Source organism: Rhizobium sp. N621 (assembly GCF_001664325.1).
Classification (GTDB): domain Bacteria; phylum Pseudomonadota; class Alphaproteobacteria; order Rhizobiales; family Rhizobiaceae; genus Rhizobium; species Rhizobium esperanzae.
In genome coordinates this window covers 2,143,625-2,161,564 of the sequence record NZ_CP013495.1, presented here as the reverse complement: position 1 = coordinate 2,161,564, position 17,940 = coordinate 2,143,625, and the positions used below count along the sequence as shown (strand labels likewise).

Genomic DNA, 17,940 nt, shown 5'->3' with positions numbered 1-17,940 from the left:
CCAAATCGATTGCGGGAGCCGGGGTCGCCCGGCTCCCGCCGCTATCCTACTTTTCCGCGCAGGCAGCCCAGGAACGCCAGGTGGCTTCGTTCTTCTTTGCCCATTCCATCGCGACGTCCTCGACTGTGCGGCCGTTGACGTCGACCTCGTAGACCAGCTGGCCGAGTTCCTTCCCGTCTATGGTGAACTTGCGCGTGATGTCGTAGGCGCAGGGCCAGACCTTCTCGCCGCCGGCCCAGGCCATCTTCTTGATCCAGCCTTCCGGCTTGCTGCAGTCATAAGCCGCTTTCGGGTTTACGCCCCAGGCCGCATCGGAATAGCAGGCCGGCTCGTAGGCAGGGAATTTGATGAAGGAGCCCTTGAAGACCGTCGGAGCCCAGTGCGGCTCATAGACCCACAGAATGATCGGCGCCTTGCGCTCATAGGCCGATTTCAGCTCGGCGAACATCGCCGCATCCGTGCCGGCATGGACGACCTCGAAGGGCAGATCCAGCGCCTTTATGCGCTCTTCGTCGTAGCCACCCCAGCTCACCGGGGCGCCGAGATACCGTCCCTTCGGCGCAGTCTCCGGCGTCGAGAAGGCTTCGGCGCAGTTCTTCAGCGCCTGCCAGTCTGGCAGTCCCGGGCACTTCTCCTCCATATAGGCCGGATACCACCAGTCCTCCTTGGCATGCGGGCCGAGCTCGCCCATGTCGAGAATCTTGCCCGTCGCGAGCGACGCGGAAAAGACCTCGTTCTGCGTGGTCTGCCAGGTCTCCAGCGCGATCGTCAGGTCGCCCGCCTCGAAACCCGGATAGCGGGCGGTATCGTCGGCGACCACCTTTTCCACCTTGTACCCGTACGTCGACAGGATGATGTTGAGGATCTCGGTGTCGATCGCCATTGACGACCAGTCGGCGATCATCAGCTTGATCGTCTGGTCGGACTCCGGCTGGAAAGCCATCGAGGGAGAGGCGGTCATGACGCTGAGCGCCATGGTTGCAGAAGTGATAAGCCGTTTCATTGCATTCCCCTTTTCGTGTTGTATTGCAGTTCAACCCTTGGCGTACCAACCGTTGTCGACGTAGAGCGCCAACCCGTTGACGAAGCTCGCCTCGTCCGAAGCAAGCCAGAGTGCTGCCGCAGCCACCTCCTCCGGCTCGCAAAGCCGCCCCTGCACCGAATGCAGGTCGGCCTCGTTCCACTTCTGGCCGAGCCCGTCGAGTTCATCGATTTCGCGAAGCCCGTGGGCCGTCTTCACGAAGCCCGGGCAGACGGCGTTGGCTCGAATTCCCCGGTCGCGATATTCGATGGCAATGGAGCGGGCGAGCTGCAGGACGGCACCCTTGGTCATGCAGTAGAGGCTTTCGAGGCCGAAACCCTTCTCGCCGCCGATCGACGAGGTGATGACGATCGAGCCGCCGCCGTTTTCAAGCATGTGCGAAACCACCTCGCGGCAGACCACGAAGGATGAGCGAACGTTGATGTTCATCAGGCGCTCGTAATCGCTGTCGGTGCTTTCATGCAGCGACTTGACGATGATCGTGCCGGCATGACTGAAAAGCGTATCGACGACGCCCCATTTGGCGATGATTGCCGCAAGCGAGGCACGGACCGCTGCCGTATCCGACGCGTCGGTCTGCAGGAACATCGCCTGCCCGCCCGCCTTTTCGATTTCGGCAGCAACGCTGCGGCCGGCCTCCGCCTGGATGTCGAGGATCGCCACTCTGGCGCCGGCGGCCGCGAACATGCGCGCGGCGGCCCGCCCGATCCCGTTTGCGCCGCCGGTGATGATGGCCGTGCGCCCGCGCAGCCGTCCGGTCACCACCAGCTCCTTCGACATGTTCGCCGCGACGTTCATGATGCCTCCCAGAATGGATCAATGGTATGAGGTTAATACCATTAAATCGGAAGGCAGTTGTCAAGCGCATTTTGAATGCGGGAAACAGGATGAATTCAGGCCGGTTCGGCCCGAAATCCAAATCCTGTTCTGCATGAACGAGTTAAAGCATGACGTCGTCCGAAAACCGCGCGCAGTTTTTCGGCATGCTGTCGTGAAAAGATTAGGCGGCGTTTCGGGTCAACCGACGGACGGTATCCCACAGCTGGGCGTGCAGATCCGTCATTGCAGCCTCTGAGGAAGCGACGTCCTCGCTGCCGAGCGCTTGAAACAAGTGCTCGAAGGATTTCAAAGCAGTGGACGCGGCCGCTTCGGAGCCGGTCTTTTCGAAGGGCAGAAACAGCTCGGCCAGCCCATCTTCGATGGCGCGCGACAGCAAAGGGTTCTGCGCTGCGTCGCCGAGAGCGAGGAAGAACAGGGCTTCGGACTGTTTGCGCTGCGGCCCGTTCTCAGCCGATGTCATCATATCCATCGCCTGACGCATGCGCTTGAGATCGGCCGTACCGCGTCGAACCGCTGCCAGCCGGGCGGCCGCCAGCTGGTTGACGGTCAGGAACTCGACCACGCGCATCGTCGTTGCCGGCGCCCGGGTCATCCGGCGGCGCGCGAGCTGGCTCAGCCGCTCCTCATCGGTCACGAAGGCGCCGCCCTGGGCGCCGCGCCGAACCGTAATATATTGATTGGTCTCAAGAACCCGCAGCGCTTCTCGCAGCGTCACGCGGCTGATGCCGAAGCGGTCGGACAGCTGGCGCTCGGCCGGCAGCCGCTCGGCCGGCAGCAGCAGCCCGGAGTGAATCTGGCGCTGCAGCAGATCGACGGCGAGGCCGTGCGCCGCCTGCGGTTCGACTTGTCTCAATCCCCAAAGCACGCTTCACACCGCCGTGAATGTATTGTCGACGAAGATCTCGGCGCCGTTGACGAAACTGGACGCGTCGGAAGCAAGGAAGAGCGCGACCTCCGCCACCTCTTCGGGCTCGCAGATGCGCCCCTGCATGGCGTTGACATCGTTTTCCGAGGCAAAGACACCATAGCTGCGCAATTGTTCGATCTCATGCTCGCCGTGATGGGTCCGCACGAAACTGGGGCAGATCAGGTTGGCCCTGATCCCCTGATCGCGATATTCCACCGCCAGGGCGCGCGCCATCTGATGCATCGCCGATTTCGAGGCGCAATAGAGCGCCTCCAGATGGGTGGCCGCACGCACGCCTGTTGTCGAGGTGAAGATCAACACGCCCTTGCCGCGCTCCAGCATTTCCGGCAGCACCAGCCGGGTCATCAGGAACGCCGACTTGGCGTTGTTGTCCATCAACTCGTCCCATTCCTCCAGCGTGCACTCCAGGAACGGCTTAACGATGATGATCCCGGCATGATTGAAAAGAATATCGACACGACCGAAAGCGTCATGCGCCGCCCGATAGGCGGTTTCAGCCTCTTGCGGCCTGGAAATATCGGCATGAACGAAATGGACATCGAGATTGCGGGCCTGCAAGGCGGCCACGAGCGTCCCTGCCGCTTTCGCATCCCGGTCGGCGATCATGACGCGGGCACCCTCTTCGGCAAACAGCTTTGCGCTCGCCGCACCCGCGCCGTTGGCACCGCCGGTGATCAGGACTGATTTGTTCTGAAGCCCACTCATGGTATAGGCTATAGACCATTGCTCGCCATGCGTCCAGCGTCGGCCGCCTACAGCGCCACCCCGCTGCCGCGGTCGAAGACATGCACTTGGTCGCTGGCGATGCTCGCTTCGAACACCTCGCCGTAGCGGGCGGGATATTCGCCGTCAACGATGGCCGTGACCTGCTGGCCGGCGAGATCGAAGACGACATGGGTCTGGGCGCCGGTCGGCTCCACCAGCATGGTGCGGCCGGCAAGCGGCGTGCCGGCCGACAGGCCGGGAACGAGATGTTCGGGGCGCAGGCCGATGGTGACGGCCTGGCCGGGTCTGACCCGACGGTCGGGCGCAAGGCGGACAGCCGTGCCGTCTTCGAGGCGGGCGGCGGGCGCGCCGTTTTCACCATCGACGGTGCCGTCGAGCATGTTCATCGCCGGCGAGCCGATGAAGGCGGCGACGAAGAGGTTGGCTGGCTTTTTGTAAAGTTCGAGCGGCGTGCCCGACTGCTCCACCCTGCCGTGATTGAGCACGACGATGCGGTCGGCGAGTGTCATCGCCTCGATCTGGTCGTGGGTGACATAGATCGAGGTCGTCCGGACCTTCTGGTGCAGCGTCTTGATCTCCGAACGCATCTGCACGCGCAGTTTCGCATCGAGGTTGGAGAGCGGCTCATCGAACAGGAAGACGGCCGGATTGCGGACGATGGCGCGGCCCATGGCGACGCGCTGGCGCTGGCCGCCGGAAAGCTGGGCCGGCTTGCGGTCGAGCAGCTTGGCGAGATCGAGCATGCGGGCGGCCTCAGCGACGCGGGCCTCGATCTCCGCTTTGGCAACGCCGGCAAGCTTCAGGTTGAAACCCATGTTTTCGGCCACCGTCATGTGCGGATAGAGCGCATAGGACTGGAAGACCATCGCGATGTTGCGCTCGCGCGGCGTCATCGCGTTGACGACGTTGCCGCCGATGGCGATCTCGCCGTCGGTGATCTCCTCGAGGCCGGCAATCATCCGCAGCAGCGTCGATTTTCCGCAGCCGGACGGGCCGACGAGGGCGACGAATTCGCCATCCTCGATCTGAAGCGAAATGCCGTGGATGACGTCGACGACGCCATAGGCCTTGCGAATATTGTTCAGCTCAACGGATGCCATGATTGCACTCCAATGGTTCGGCTCAGGACTTCACGGCGCCAGCGGTCAATCCGGCGATGATGTGTCTCTGCGCGACGAAGAAGACGATGATGGTGGGAAGGATGGTCAGCGTGATGAAGGCCAGCACCAGCTGCCACTCCGTGCCGTATTCGCCGCGATAGACCATGATGCCCAGCGGCCAGGGATATTTGGATTCCGAGTTCAGCATGATCAGCGGCAGGATGTAGCTGTTCCAGCTGCTTACGAAGGAGATGATGCTGACGGTGGCGACGATCGGCCGGGAGAGCGGCAGCGAGATATGCCAGAAGAATCTCATATAACCGCACCCGTCGACGAAGGCCGCCTGAAACAATTCTTCCGGAAGATTGCGGAAATAGTTCCTGAACAAAAGGATGCTCATGCCGAGGCCGAAGGCCACCTGCGGCAGCACCACGCCCCAATAGGTATTGAGCAGGCCGAGATCGCGGATGCGGATGAAAAGCGGCAAGATCGCGGTTGCGGCCGGAAACATCAGGCCGAGCAGGAAATAATTGAGCAGGAAGGACGAGCCGAAAAAGCGGACATGGGCGAAGGCGAAAGCCGCCATGGACGAGACGATCAGCGTCAAGAGCACGGTGAGGGCTGCGATGACAAGCGAATTGCCGATTTGCAGCCAGTAGCGCTCGCCGAAAAGAATGTCGGTATAATTCGCCCATTGCCATTCCGTCGGCAGGCCGAAGGGGTTGGTGCGCAGGTCGCCCAGGGTCTTGAAGCCGCCGAGCGCCGTCGTCAGCAGCGGCACCAGCACGATCGCGGCGATCAGGCTCAGCGACACGTAGAGATAGATCCGGGTAGATGTCCTCATGCGGACGGAAGAGCTCATATCAGTCATGGCGCATGAAAATCCTTTTGTAACCGAAGGCGAGCGTCACGCAGATGATGAACAGCACCACGCCGACGGCGCTGCCGAGGCCGACCTGCATGCGCATGACGCCGTAGGTGTAGAGGAAGGTGACCATCGTCTGCGTCGAGTTGGACGGTCCGCCGCCGGTCAGCGGCATGATCATGTCGAAGAGCTGCAGCGAGCCGACGACGGCGAAGAAGATCGAAAGGCGCAGGGTGGAGCCGAGCAGCGGCAGGGTGACGTAACGGAATTTTTGCCAGCCGGTGGCGCCGTCGATCTCGGCCGCCTCCAGCACGCTCTTGTCCACCGATTGAAGGCCGGCGATGAACAGCATCATGTGGAAGCCGAAATACTTCCAGACGATAACCCCGAGGATGGCATAGATCGCCACGTCCTTGTCGGCGAGCACGTAAGGATTGGCGAAACCGAAGAAGCTGGAAATGGCGGCAAACAGGCCGTAGTCGCCGTCATAGACGAAGCGCCAGATGAGGCCTGCGGCAACATCCGCCAGCACATAAGGCAGAAAGAAGATCAGGCGGTAAGCGACGACACCGGGAATGCGGTGCGCCAGCATCGTGGCCAGCCAGATGGCGAGCGGCACCTGGATGCAGATCGAAATGATGATGATCAGGCCGTTATTGACCAGCGCCTGGGTAAACGCCGCGTTGCGGAACAGGACCTGGAAATTACGGAGCGCGATGAACTCCGTCGGCGTGCCGTACCCGTTCCACTTATAGAGGCTGTACCAGGCCGCCTCGCCCATCGGCATGATGACGAAGAGCGTGAAGAGCAGCAGCGCCGGTGGCAGAAACAGCAACAGCACGGTCAGGCGGTCGTGGGCGACCGAGCTCTTCCGGTTTGCGGCTCGCGTTGCCGGCCTTGCTGCGCTCGGTGTCGATAGGACTGAGATATTGGCCATGGTTCCTGCTTTCGCCTTTCGTCGGCAGCGATGCCGGCGCTCCCGATTGGCAGGAGCGCCGGAAGGTTCTGCGGGCGCTGGTTATTGTTCCAGTTCGAAAGCGTCCTGGATCATCTGGGCGCCGTCCTTGGAGTTCATCTGTCCGGAGACGATTTCCACCGAGACGTCGTTGACGACACGGCCGACGGCCGCACCGAGATCCTGGTCGAAGAAGTTCTGATGCCAGGTCGAACCGGCAAGCTGTTTGGCCGATTCAGCCAGCAGCGGATTGACCACGCCGTCATCGGCGCCGACGGCGACGGGCAGGAGCATGCCTGATTTGGCCATCGCCCGCTCATTGTCCGCATTCGTCAGGAAAGCGAGGAAATCGACCGCTTCCTTGGAGGCCTTCTTGGTAAGCGCCCAGCCGTTCAGGCCGCCGAGCGTATCCGTCGGCTTGCCGGCGCCGCCTTCAACCGTCGGGAAGACGAAACGGCCGATATTGTCGGGCGAAAGTCCCTTGCCGTCACCGGCATTCTTGCGCTGGTTGGCCTCGGTCGCTTCAAAGCCGAGGATCATCGCCGCCTTGCCGTCACCGAAGACGCCGAGCGTCTGCGGCCAGGTTGCGCCGAGATAGCCGGGCTGGAAAGGTTCGAGCTTGCCGAGCTCGGCGAGATCGTCGCCGGCCTTGATGATCGCTGGATCGAGGAAACCTTCACCCTCGCCGTTCTTGGCCGCATCGAAGACCTTCTGGCCGCCCTCGCGCATGACGAGATAGCTCCAGTAGAAGTGGATCGGCCATTTCTCGCCGCCGCCGCCGGCAATCGGCACGATGCCGGCCGCTTTGATCTTCTTCACCGCTGCAAGAAAATCGGTCCAGGTCTTGATGTCCTCGGCCTTGACGCCTGCCTTGGCAAAGAGCGCCTTGTTGTAGAAGAAGCTGACCAGACCGACCTTGTAGGGGACCGCCCAGGTTTTGCCGTCGAAGGTCAGGCCGTCGACCGAGGCCGGGGTATAAGCCTTGCGCAGCTTGCCGCCATCGGCATCGAGGGCTGCCGTCACATCCTGCAGCGCGCCGGTCTCGGACTGCTGCTTCAGGACGCCACCGCCCCAGCTGAAAAAGAAATCCGGAACGTCGTCGGACTGCAGCAATGTCGGAAGCTTGGCCTTGAAGGCCTCGTTTTCGAGGAACTGCATCTGGATATCGACATCGGGATGCTGAGCTTCGTATTTCTTGACGATGTCTTCCCAGGCCGCGACATTTTTCGGATCGGTTTCGAGATGCAGCCACTTGACCACCGTCGTCGCCGAGGCAGTTCCTGCTCCGGCCAGCAACATGCCGGCTGCCGCGGCCATGGATACGATGCGCCTGCCGCCGAAAGCGGCGTTCTTCAGCATAAAATTCATGATTTTCCTCCCAGGGGACCTATCCTCACAATTTTTCCCCTATGCGGAATAATTCAGCGGAGCTTGCGCCGGATGTCAACCCAACTTCGGCTATTTTTAGCAAATGCGCTTGACAGTCCCACGGAATTGCCTGCTATTTATTTCGTAACCCGTTAAAAATATTGGCTTCCGCCCAACGAACAATGCCGGCTAGTTTTTCATGAAGACCGCAGATCCAGAATTGATGCGCGCGATCAATCGTTTGAACGTGCTCGACACTATCCGGCGCCACGGTCCGATCTCGCGCATCGAGATCAGCGAACGCACCGAGCTTTCCACCACGACCGTTTCCGCCATTACCGCGTCGCTGCTCGACGACGGACTGATCCTGCCGCGCCACGAAGGCGATATCCGTAATGAGGCGGTGCGCGGGCGGCCGCGTGTGGCGCTGGAACTCAATCCCGACGCCGCCCGCGTCGTCGGCGGCAAGATCGCCGCCAGCCGCATGGTGTTCGTCGTCACCAATTTTCGCGGCGACGTGCTGTCGAAGCTCGCTTTACCGATCCGCATCGACCGGCAGCCGATCGGCGTCATCGCCGATCTCGTCGAGGACGGGGTCAGGCGTTGCGTCGTCGATGCCGGGCTGTCGCTGGAGGATGTCGACAGCATCTGCCTTGGCTTTCCCGGCGTCGTCGAACATCGCACCGGCTACATCAGAAGCAGCCCGATCTTTCGCGACACCAATGTCGACTTCGCCGCCGAGATGTCGACGCGGCTGTCGACGCCGACCATCGTCGAAAGCGATGCGCATGCCATTACGCTCGGCCATCACTGGTTCGGAAGAGCCAGGGATCTCGAGGATATGGTGTTGATTTCGCTGGAACAGACGCTGGGGCTCGGCGTGTTGCACGGCAATCGCCTGTTCCGCGGAGCCGGCGGCCTCAGCCACAATCTCGGCGACCTCGTGCTCGGCATGGGACCGAATGGCGTGGTGCGGCTTTTCAACCAGGCCGGCGAAAGCGCGATCCTCGGCGAGCATCAGACCGACGGGCGTTTTGCCGAAGCCATCCGCCTCGGGCGCGGCATGACCCATGCCCAGGCGCTGATCAAGGCTGATGACGACCGGCTGATCGGCGCCGCCATCCGCGCCGGCGAAGCAGTCGGCTTGACCATCGCCAATATCGTCACGCTGTTTGCGCCGCCGCGGGTCATCCTGGTCGGCTCCAGCCTGGCGCTCGGCGAACCCTTTTTGAACAGCCTGCGCGATGCCTATGCGCTCGCCATTCCGCCGTCGCTGAAAGGCGTCAGCGAACTCGTCTTCGACGATTCGAGCGATGATTTCTGGGCACAGGGTGCTGCCGCAGTCGCACTCTACGAACTCTACGAATCGCCCTGGAGCACCACAGGGCCGGCGCTCTGAGGAGCGCACACTCAAGATCAATGGAGGAATTCATGGACAAGGTCGGTATCGGCATCATCGGATGCGGCAATATTTCGGGCGCCTATCTCACGGCGATGGCATCCTTCCCCATTCTCGACATTCGCGGCGTCGCCGATCTCAACCGGGAACTGGCAGAGGCAAAAGCTGCCGAATTCAACGTGCCTGTCAAATCCGTCGAGGAGCTTTTCACCGATCCCAAGGTCGAGATCATCGCCAATCTGACCATCCCGAAGGCCCATGTGGCCGTGGCGATGCAGGCGCTGGAGGCCGGCAAACATACCTATTCGGAAAAGCCGCTCGGGATTAATTTCGCGGAAGGGAAAAAATTGGCCGAGGCGGCACGCGGGCGCAATCTGCGCATCGGCGCGGCCCCCGACACATTTCTCGGCGGCGGTCACCAGACGGCGCGCGCCCTGATCGACCAGGGCGTCATCGGCCAGCCGGTCGGCGGTTCGGCGACCTTCATGTGCCCTGGGCACGAGCGCTGGCATCCGAACCCGGCCTTTTATTACGAGGTCGGCGGCGGGCCGATGCTCGATATGGGCCCTTACTACATCACCGATCTCGTCAATCTGCTTGGGCCGGTTTCCCAGGTCGCCGGCTTTGCGACGACGCCGCGGGCCGAACGGCTCATTACCAGCGAGCCGCGCAATGGCGAGCGCATCCCCGTGCATGTGCCGACCCATGTCGCCGGCATGATGGCTTTTGCCAACGGCGCGGTCGTCCAGATCGCCATGAGCTTCGACGTCGCCGGCCACAAGCATGTGCCGCTGGAGGTCTATGGAACCGAGGGCACGCTTATTGTCCCCGACCCCAACAAATTCGCCGGCCCCGTCGAATATCTGAAGAAGGGCGGCGCCTTCGAGGACCAGCCGGTCACCGCGCCCTATGCCGAGGGCAATTTCCGCTCGCTCGGCGTTGCCGACATGGCGCATGCGATCCGCGCGAACCGGCCGCACCGCGCCAACGGCGATCTGGCGCTGCATGTGCTCGAAGTCATGGAAGCCTTCCAGACCGCGTCCGAGACCGCTCGGACGGTGACAATCACCACGGCGGTGGAACGCCCTGCCCCCTTGTCCCAATCCATCGTCGACGGACGGCTGGCGAAATAAGTTTCAGGAGGAAAGAGAATGCGTGAAGCACTGATCGTCTGGGGTGGCTGGAGCGGGCACGAGCCGCAGGAATGCGCCGAAATCATCAAGACCATGCTCGAGGAAGACGGCTTCAAGGTCTATCTCGAACACGGTACCGAGGCGCTCGCCGACCCCTCCGTCCACGATCTCAGCCTCGTCGTGCCGATCATGACGATGTCGAAGATCGAAAAGGAGGAGGTCAAGAACCTCGCCGCCGCGATCGAAAGCGGCGTCGGCATATCAGGCTATCATGGCGGCGCGGGCGATGCCTTCCGCGACTCCGTCGACTATCAGTTCATCATCGGCGGCCAGTGGGTGGCCCATCCCGGCAACATCATCGACTATACCGTCAACATTACCCGCCCCGACGATCCGCTGATGGAAGGGATTGCCGACTTTCCCTATACGTCAGAGCAATATTACATGCATGTCGACCCCTCGAACGAGGTTCTGGCAACGACGAGGTTCACCGGCGAGCACGCCTACTGGATCGACGGCGTCGTCATGCCTGTCGTCTGGAAGCGCAAATACGGCAAGGGCCGCGTCTTCTATTCCTCGCTCGGCCACCAGGCCAAGGAGTTCGACGTGCCCGAGATGAAGACGATCTTCCGCCGCGGGGCGAATTGGGCGGCGCGGTGAGATAGGGATTTTCGCAGGGAACCAATAGACCCATCCCCCCGCAAGGGGGAGGGGCTAAGATGCCGCACCGCTTCACATAAACTCTATCGTTTCAATCCGTCGAACGGTAACAGCCAGCAAGACCTCTGCTTTGGTCGCCGCCGGACGCCACAGCTTAGTCCCTCCCCCTTGTGGGGAGGGTTGGGGAGGGGTTTTTGGCTCAGCGAATGATCAACGCCGTCCCAAATAGCCCCAGCGCAAACACCGTATGCGCAAGCAGATTGAAGCAGCGGACCTTCATCGGCTTCGGATGTCTGGAAGCCGCCCAGCCGAGACCGAGGCCGGGCTGCAGCAGGAACCACCCTGCCCCGACGGTGATGATGCCGAAAATCCAGGCGGGGAGAAATGTCGGTGTAGCGAGCCAACCCTGCCCCATGATGATCGCGAAGATCACGCCATAGAGAATGCCGACGGCGTAGTGGCTGATCCAGCCGAGAGCGAGTTCATTCGCATAAGGCGCTGCATCGGCGATGTTCTCATGAAAGACCTTGCCGCGACCAAGATGCCAGAACCAGCGGCCGACCGGCGCCCAGTTCGGCGGCGTCTGGCCGAAGACCTTCGTGAGTACGATCGCCCAGAGGTCCATGAGGATGGTTGCGCCGGCGCCGATCACCAGACCGCGCCACAGAATATCGAACATCGGGAATCACCGGAAAGCGTTGCAATTGCAGAGGCGGTAGAAAACCATTGCGGACGCACTTGCGCAATGGTTTCGGCAAGACATGCCCGGAGACATCACGGCAAAGAGCCGCGCTCGACGGGGCCGTTGCTCCATCATCCGCAAAAAGGCATCGGTGCGACCGCAAATTGATGCTTTTCGCAGGTAGCGTTATTCCCTACTCACTGTCTCCAACGGCAATGAGAGGCGAACGGCAATGACAGTGCCATTTTACTGGAACGAGTTGGTCAGCGACGACTTCGCCGGACTGTCTCCCGACACCACGATCGCCATCCTGCCGATCGCCTCGACGGAACAGCATGGGCCGCATCTGCCGATTGCGACTGATGTGGCCATCGCCGAAGGCATGCTCGCCGAATTACGCAAGCAGAGACCCGTCGATCTCGATTGTCTGGTGCTGCCGATACAGGAAATCGGTAAGGCCAATGAACATATCTACGGTCCGGGAACCTTGTCGCTCGGCGCCGAACTGCTCATTGCGGTCTGGACCGCGATTGGCGCAAAGGTTGCGGAAGCCGGCATCCGAAAGATGGTGATCATCAATTCGCATGGCGGCAATGTCGATATCATGAGCATCGTGGCGCGAGAGCTGCGCGTGCGCTACGCGATGGCCGTCATCTCCACGCAATGGGGCCGCTTCGGTCACCCCGGGGGCATGATCAGCGAGCATGAGCTGAAATACGGCATCCATGGCGGCGAGGTGGAAACGTCGCTGATGCTGCATTTCCGGCCTGACCTGGTACGGATGGAGAAGGCGCAGAATTTCAAATCCAAGGCGGTATGGATGCGGGAGCAATCGAATTACATTCAGCCGCTGCCGCCGCATTCGCTCGCCTGGATCGCCCACGATCTCAATCCCAACGGGGTCGTCGGCGACGCGTCGCGCGGGACGGCCGAAAAGGGCGAAGCGATCTGCCGCCATCAGGTCAAGGGGTTCATCGAACTGCTCTGCGACCTGAAGCGCTATCCGCTTTCCAGTCTTTATTCCAAGTAGGGCCTGCCGAACCGCGGCTCAGATCGCGGAAGTATCCGCCGCGATGTGCCCCTTGGCCTGCAGTTCCTGCACCAGGCCGGCCAGCTCGGCCAGGAGATATTCGACGAACAGGCTGGTGGCGGAGTCGAGCGGCGCGCGGGCGCGGGCAAAAAGCTTCATCGGCTGGTGGCGCGCATGCGGCTCCGCGATCGGCCGGAAGACCAGTTCGCCCTGCCGGCATTCGGTGATGACGTCGAGCGGGTTCAGGATCGTTAGCCCCGCCCCCGATTTGACCAGTTTTTTCAGCATCTCCGAGGCATTGGTTTCGAGTACCGGTTCGACATGCACGTCGAGGCGCGCCAAAGCCAGATTGATCACGTCGCGCAGGCTGGTCCCTTGCTGCGCCAGCACCAGGCGCTCCTGGACGATATCGGCCAGGTTGATCGGGCCGGAACCGATCAGATGGTGACCGGGCGGCAGAACCACGCCGATCGGAATGTCGAAATTGCCGAGCGTGCGGATGCCGGGCGTTGCCGGAATATTGAAACCGAGGCCGATATCCACCTCGCCTGAAAGCACCGGGTTGACCGTCATCGTGCCGGCGTCGTTCCGCAATTGCATGAAGACGCGCGGATGTTCCGACTGGAAGCGGGCGATGATTTCCGGCAGCGGCCCTGCCGCAAGGCCGACGGTCGTCACCAGCCGAACCTTGCCCGCCTGCTGCATCTTCAGGCTGCGGATACGCCCCTCCAGCCGCTCGTAGTTCTTCAGCACCTCGCGGATATGTTCGATGCAGAGCTCGCCGGCGGCGGTCAGCCGCAGCCCGCGCGGCAAGCGCTCGAAGAGTGGCGCGCCCATTTCCTCCTCCAAGGCCAAAATCTGCCGGTTGATCGCCGAAGACGCCACGTTCAGTCGTGCCGCCGCCTTGCGGATCGAGCCCGAACGCGCGATCTCGTTGATATAGAGAAGCTTTCTGGAATGCAGCATCAGAACCTCGTTGCACAAATAACAGGCACGCAGCGCAAAATAGGCACAGGCTTTCGGTGAGATGCCGAAAAGGCATCATTGCGCACGAAATTTGATGCTTTTCAAAGAGCAAAGCAACGGCTCCTATGAAGAAAATCGGACGTCGCTGCGACGGCTGCGAAATCAGAAGGGGAACGTTGATCATGCCCATGACAAAAAAGAACAGGGTCTTTTCCGCATTGGCCGGGCTTGGCGGCATGATTGCCTCCATCGCCTCCGCTCAGGCGGCCGACAAGGTCACCTATGGCACCAACTGGCTGGCGCAGGCCGAGCATGGCGGCTTCTACCAGGCGGTCGCCGACGGCACTTATGCCAAGCACGGACTCGACGTCACCATCGTCCAGGGCGGTCCGAATGCGGCCAACAGCGCGCTGCTGATCTCCGGCAAGATCGATTTCTACATGGGCGGGCCGCAGGGCGAGATTTCGGCCGTCGAGCAGGGCATTCCGCTCGTCGACGTCGCGGCGATCTTCCAGAAGGATCCGCAGGTGCTGATCGCACATCCCGATGCCGGAATCGAGAAATTCGAAGATCTCGCCAAGCTCAAGACGCTGTTTCTCGGCAAGGACGGCTATCTCACCTATTTCGAATGGATGAAGGCGAATTTCAAAGGCTTCAGGGACGAACAGTACAAGCCCTATAATTTCAGCCCGGCGCCGTTCCTTGCCGACAAGGATTCCGCGCAGCAAGGTTATCTCACCTCGGAACCCTACGAGATTCAGAAGCAGGCCGGCTTCGAGCCGAAAGTCTTCCTGCTCGCCGACAACGGCTACTCCCCCTATTCGACGATGATCACCACCACGCAGGCGATGATCGACAGCAAGCCCGATGTCGTCCAACGCTTCGTCGATGCCTCGATCGAAGGCTGGTACCACTATCTCTACGGTGACAACACCAAGGCCAACGAGCTGATCAAGAAGGACAATCCTGAAATGACGGATGGTCAGATCGCCTATTCCATCGCCAAGATGAAGGAGTACGGCATCATCGAATCCGGCGACAGCCTCGACAAAGGCATCGGCTGCCTGACCGAGGCGCATTACAAGGCCTTCTTCAATGAAATGGTAGCGATCAAGGTGTTCAAGCCGGAAACGGATTACACCAAAGCCTTCACGACGAAATTCGTCTGCAAAGGCACCGGAATGGCGATGAAGAAGTAAGCCGAAGACTCCGTCGGAGATCCACCTCATACGGCGGATTCCATTCCCTGATGAACGAGACAGCCAATGCCCCCAGCAGAAGCTCAGGCCCTATCCCCGAAAGAGTTGCGCAAGCGGCCGCTGGTCGTCATGCAAGCTGTTTCGAAAGCCTTCTCTAGCGGAACCGTTGCCCTTTCGGAGATGTCGCTCACAGTGGAGAGCGGCGAGTTCATCAGCCTGCTCGGCCCATCCGGGTGCGGCAAGTCGACGGCGCTGCGGATTATCGCCGGGCTCGGCGATGTCACGTCGGGCGCGATCGACTGGCCGAGTTCTCGGATCAACTCCAAGGGTCTTCCGGAGGGGGATATCGGTTTCGTCTTTCAGGAGCCGACGCTGATGCCCTGGAAGACCGTGTTCGACAATGTTCATCTGCCGCTGAAGCTTCGACATATCTCCAAGAGGGCGGCACATGATCAGATCGTGGAAGCGCTGACCACGGTCGGCCTCCAGGATTTCGCCAAGGCCTATCCGCGCGAACTGTCCGGCGGCATGAAGATGCGTGTTTCGATTGCCCGGGCTCTGGTGACGAAGCCGAAGCTGCTACTGATGGACGAGCCCTTCGCGGCTCTCGACGAGATCACCCGACAGAAGTTGAATGATGACGTGCTCAGGCTCTGGAAGACGACCGGCATCACCGTCATCTTCGTCACCCATTCGGTCTTCGAATCCGCCTATCTCTCCAACCGCATCGTCGTGATGAAGGCAAGGCCGGGGCGTGTACATGCCGATCTGCCGCTGATGACCAGTCTGGGACGCGACGCCCATTATCGCACTTCGGAAGAATACCGCAAAGCCTGCGAGACGGTCTCGCACGCGCTCATCGGAGCGATCAACGCGGCGGAGGATCGTCGATGAGTGACGAAAAATCCGCGGCGCCGCTGTTTGTCAAAGCGACTGCAAGCGTCCGTCGTCGCGAACTGGCGCTGCGCGTCCTGACGCCCTTGCTGGTCATCGCGTGCCTGGTCCTGATCTGGTATGCCTATGTCAGACTGTCAGGCGTGCCGCCCTATATCCTGCCCGGTCCGGCGGCCGTCGCCAGCACTTTCGTCACGGATTGGGGTACGCTTGCCCCTGCCCTCTGGGTCACCACCAAAATCACGCTGATATCGTTGATGCTGGCGCTGGTCGGTGGCGTCGGCTTCGCGATTTTCCTGGTGCAGTCGCGCTGGATCGAACTCGCCTTCTATCCGCTCGCCGTCATCCTTCAGGTCACGCCGATCGTCGCGATTTCGCCGCTGATCCTGATCTATGCGCCGTCAACGCAGGTGGCGCTTCTGATCTGCGCCTTCCTCGTCGCCTTTTTCCCTATTCTTTCGAATATGGTTCAGGGGCTGAAAAGCGTCGATCACAATCTCATCAATCTGTTTGAGCTCTACGGCGCCTCGCGCTGGCAGACGCTGCTCTTTCTCAAGCTCCCGGCTGCCCAGCCCTATTTCATGACCGGCCTCAGGATCGGCGGCGGCCTTGCACTGATTGCTGCCGTCGTCGCGGAATTTGCCGCAGGCTCGGCGGGTGCGGGCTCAGGCCTCGCCTTCCGGCTTCTCGAAGCGCAATACCGGCTCAACATTCCACGACTCTTTGCGGCCCTGCTGATGCTCTCGCTGCTCGGTGTGGCGATCTTCGCCGTCACCTCATTCATTTCGTGGCTTGCCCTGCACCGCTGGCACGAGAGTAGCCTGAAACGGGAAAACTGATGACCTATTCCTTCATTTCACCGCCCAATTCCGGCCGCTTCGTGCTGAGCAATGCGACCCTGCCTAGCGCCGCCGTCACCGGTTATGAGGCGCCTATTGTCGAGGGGCTCGTCAGGGCCGATATCGTCATCGCCGACGGCATCATTGCCGATGTACTGCCGCCCGGGGAAGCGCCCGTGGAACTGGCGAAGTCCGACCTGAAGGAGAGCATGGTCTGGCCTTGCTTCGCCGACATGCATACGCATCTCGACAAGGGTCATATCTGGCCACGCAACGCCAATCCGGACGGCACCTTTCCGGGAGCGCTGGAGGCCGTGCGCGCAGACCGCGAAGCGAACTGGTCGGCTGGCGACGTGAAGAAGCGCATGGAGTTTTCCCTGCGCTGCGCCTACGCGCACGGCACAAGCCTCATTCGAACCCATCTCGATTCGCTGGCGCCACAGCATCGCATTTCCTTCGAGGTCTTCGCCGAGATGCGCGAGGCCTGGAAGGACAGGATTGCGTTGCAGGCGGTGGCGCTCTTTCCGATGGAAAATATGGCGGATGCCGCCTATTTCGCCGAGCTCGTCGCGGTGGTTCGCGACAAGGGTGGCCTGATGGGCGGCGTCACCCGGATGAGCCCGGATCTCGACAGCCAGCTCGATACGCTGTTCAGAGCCGCGGCCGATAATGGCTTTGATGTCGATCTGCATGTCGACGAGACAGATGATCGGGGTGCTGAAACACTGAAGGCGATCGCGCAAGCCGTATTGCGCAACCGTTTCGACGGCAAGGTGACGGCCGGCCATTGCTGCTCGCTCGCCCGTCACGACCAAGAGACGGCAAAGCGCACGGTCGCACTCGTCGCCGAGGCGGGTATCGCCGTCGTTTCGCTACCCATGTGCAACATGTATCTGCAGGACCGCTACCCCGGCCGCACACCGCGTTGGCGCGGCGTTACCCTGTTCAAGGAATTGGCCGCGGCCGGCGTGGCAACGGCAGTCGCCTCCGACAATACCCGCGACCCCTTCTACGCCTATGGCGATCTCGACCCCGTGGAGGTGTTCCGCGAGGCGGTCCGCATCCTGCATCTCGACCATCCGCTGGATACGGCGGCGCGCGTCGTCACCACCTCACCTGCCGAGATTCTCGGCCGGCCCGATAAGGGGCGCATCGCCGCCGGCGCCTCGGCCGATCTGGTGCTCTTCAGCGCCCGGCGCTGGAGCGAATTTCTTTCCCGTCCGCAGTCCGACCGCGTCGTGCTTCGCCGCGGCAAGGTGATCGACCGCCGCCTGCCGGACTACCGTGAACTCGACAGCGTCGTTGGAGCCTGAC

The 17,940-nt window shown here is 61.5% G+C and carries 18 protein-coding genes; 8 read left to right on the top strand and 10 right to left on the bottom strand.

Annotated elements, in window-relative coordinates; all coding sequences use genetic code 11:
• Positions 1-46 precede the first annotated feature (46 nt).
• The 8 genes from AMK00_RS10535 to AMK00_RS10500 form a co-directional block, all read right to left on the bottom strand.
• Complete coding sequence (locus AMK00_RS10535) at positions 47-1,003, bottom strand: ABC transporter substrate-binding protein (protein WP_064810354.1); 957 nt, start codon at positions 1,001-1,003, stop codon at positions 47-49.
• A 30-nt stretch (positions 1,004-1,033) separates the two neighbouring features.
• Positions 1,034-1,804, bottom strand: coding sequence for an SDR family NAD(P)-dependent oxidoreductase (locus tag AMK00_RS10530; RefSeq protein WP_208610863.1), 771 nt, complete (start codon positions 1,802-1,804; stop codon positions 1,034-1,036).
• 238 nt (positions 1,805-2,042) lie between these two features.
• Positions 2,043-2,735 (bottom strand): FadR/GntR family transcriptional regulator, encoded by a 693-nt coding sequence (locus AMK00_RS10525; RefSeq protein ID WP_237350464.1) that lies wholly within the window; start codon positions 2,733-2,735, stop codon positions 2,043-2,045.
• A gap of 15 nt (positions 2,736-2,750) precedes the next feature.
• Positions 2,751-3,515: an SDR family NAD(P)-dependent oxidoreductase gene (locus AMK00_RS10520; protein ID WP_064810351.1), complete on the bottom strand. Its 765-nt coding sequence runs from the start codon at positions 3,513-3,515 to the stop codon at positions 2,751-2,753.
• Positions 3,516-3,562: 47 nt separating this feature from the next.
• Positions 3,563-4,636 carry an ABC transporter ATP-binding protein gene (locus tag AMK00_RS10515; protein WP_064810350.1) on the bottom strand — a complete coding sequence of 358 codons (1,074 nt, stop codon included), beginning with the start codon at positions 4,634-4,636 and terminating at the stop codon, positions 3,563-3,565.
• A 22-nt stretch (positions 4,637-4,658) separates the two neighbouring features.
• Positions 4,659-5,507 carry a carbohydrate ABC transporter permease gene (locus tag AMK00_RS10510; RefSeq protein ID WP_064810349.1) on the bottom strand — a complete coding sequence of 283 codons (849 nt, stop codon included), beginning with the start codon at positions 5,505-5,507 and terminating at the stop codon, positions 4,659-4,661.
• A complete protein-coding gene (locus AMK00_RS10505) occupies positions 5,500-6,438 on the bottom strand; it encodes a carbohydrate ABC transporter permease (protein ID WP_064810348.1) in 939 nt (312 codons plus the stop codon). The genes AMK00_RS10510 and AMK00_RS10505 overlap by 8 nt, the downstream gene beginning before the upstream one ends.
• An 81-nt stretch (positions 6,439-6,519) precedes the next feature.
• On the bottom strand, positions 6,520-7,824 hold the full coding sequence (locus AMK00_RS10500) for an ABC transporter substrate-binding protein (protein WP_064802483.1): 1,305 nt from the start codon (positions 7,822-7,824) through the stop codon (positions 6,520-6,522).
• A 199-nt stretch (positions 7,825-8,023) separates the two neighbouring features.
• Here AMK00_RS10500 and AMK00_RS10495 point away from each other — a divergent pair, with 199 nt between their 5' ends.
• The 3 genes from AMK00_RS10495 to AMK00_RS10485 are packed head-to-tail and all read left to right on the top strand — an operon-like array spanning position 8,024 to position 11,016.
• Positions 8,024-9,223: an ROK family transcriptional regulator gene (locus AMK00_RS10495; protein ID WP_064810347.1), complete on the top strand. Its 1,200-nt coding sequence runs from the start codon at positions 8,024-8,026 to the stop codon at positions 9,221-9,223.
• A 32-nt stretch (positions 9,224-9,255) separates the two neighbouring features.
• Positions 9,256-10,356: a Gfo/Idh/MocA family protein gene (locus tag AMK00_RS10490; protein ID WP_064811689.1), complete on the top strand. Its 1,101-nt coding sequence runs from the start codon at positions 9,256-9,258 to the stop codon at positions 10,354-10,356.
• An 18-nt stretch (positions 10,357-10,374) separates the two neighbouring features.
• Positions 10,375-11,016, top strand: a complete 642-nt coding sequence (locus AMK00_RS10485; protein ID WP_064810346.1) for a ThuA domain-containing protein — start codon at positions 10,375-10,377, stop codon at positions 11,014-11,016.
• Positions 11,017-11,215: 199 nt separating this feature from the next.
• Here the strand turns inward: AMK00_RS10485 and AMK00_RS10480 are convergent, their stop codons facing one another.
• The gene (locus AMK00_RS10480) at positions 11,216-11,695 is read right to left on the bottom strand and encodes a DUF2938 domain-containing protein (RefSeq protein ID WP_064810345.1); all 480 of its coding nucleotides are present in this window, start codon (positions 11,693-11,695) and stop codon (positions 11,216-11,218) included.
• A gap of 235 nt (positions 11,696-11,930) precedes the next feature.
• On the opposite strand from AMK00_RS10480, the gene AMK00_RS10475 reads away from it, so the two are divergent.
• Positions 11,931-12,728, top strand: a complete 798-nt coding sequence (locus tag AMK00_RS10475; protein WP_064810344.1) for a creatininase family protein — start codon at positions 11,931-11,933, stop codon at positions 12,726-12,728.
• A gap of 18 nt (positions 12,729-12,746) precedes the next feature.
• Here AMK00_RS10475 and AMK00_RS10470 read toward each other — a convergent pair whose 3' ends face one another.
• Positions 12,747-13,694: a LysR family transcriptional regulator gene (locus AMK00_RS10470; RefSeq protein ID WP_064802475.1), complete on the bottom strand. Its 948-nt coding sequence runs from the start codon at positions 13,692-13,694 to the stop codon at positions 12,747-12,749.
• 182 nt (positions 13,695-13,876) lie between these two features.
• On the opposite strand from AMK00_RS10470, the gene AMK00_RS10465 reads away from it, so the two are divergent.
• From AMK00_RS10465 to AMK00_RS10450, 4 genes are all read left to right on the top strand, one after another.
• Positions 13,877-14,893 carry an ABC transporter substrate-binding protein gene (locus tag AMK00_RS10465; protein WP_064806117.1) on the top strand — a complete coding sequence of 339 codons (1,017 nt, stop codon included), beginning with the start codon at positions 13,877-13,879 and terminating at the stop codon, positions 14,891-14,893.
• Positions 14,894-14,959: 66 nt separating this feature from the next.
• Positions 14,960-15,787 (top strand): ABC transporter ATP-binding protein, encoded by an 828-nt coding sequence (locus AMK00_RS10460; RefSeq protein WP_064802473.1) that lies wholly within the window; start codon positions 14,960-14,962, stop codon positions 15,785-15,787.
• Positions 15,784-16,626 (top strand): ABC transporter permease, encoded by an 843-nt coding sequence (locus AMK00_RS10455; protein WP_064810343.1) that lies wholly within the window; start codon positions 15,784-15,786, stop codon positions 16,624-16,626. The genes AMK00_RS10460 and AMK00_RS10455 overlap by 4 nt, the downstream gene beginning before the upstream one ends.
• The gene (locus AMK00_RS10450) at positions 16,626-17,939 is read left to right on the top strand and encodes a cytosine deaminase (protein WP_064802469.1); all 1,314 of its coding nucleotides are present in this window, start codon (positions 16,626-16,628) and stop codon (positions 17,937-17,939) included. Before AMK00_RS10455 ends, AMK00_RS10450 begins: the two co-directional genes overlap by 1 nt.
• The last annotated feature ends 1 nt before the right edge of the window (position 17,940 follow it).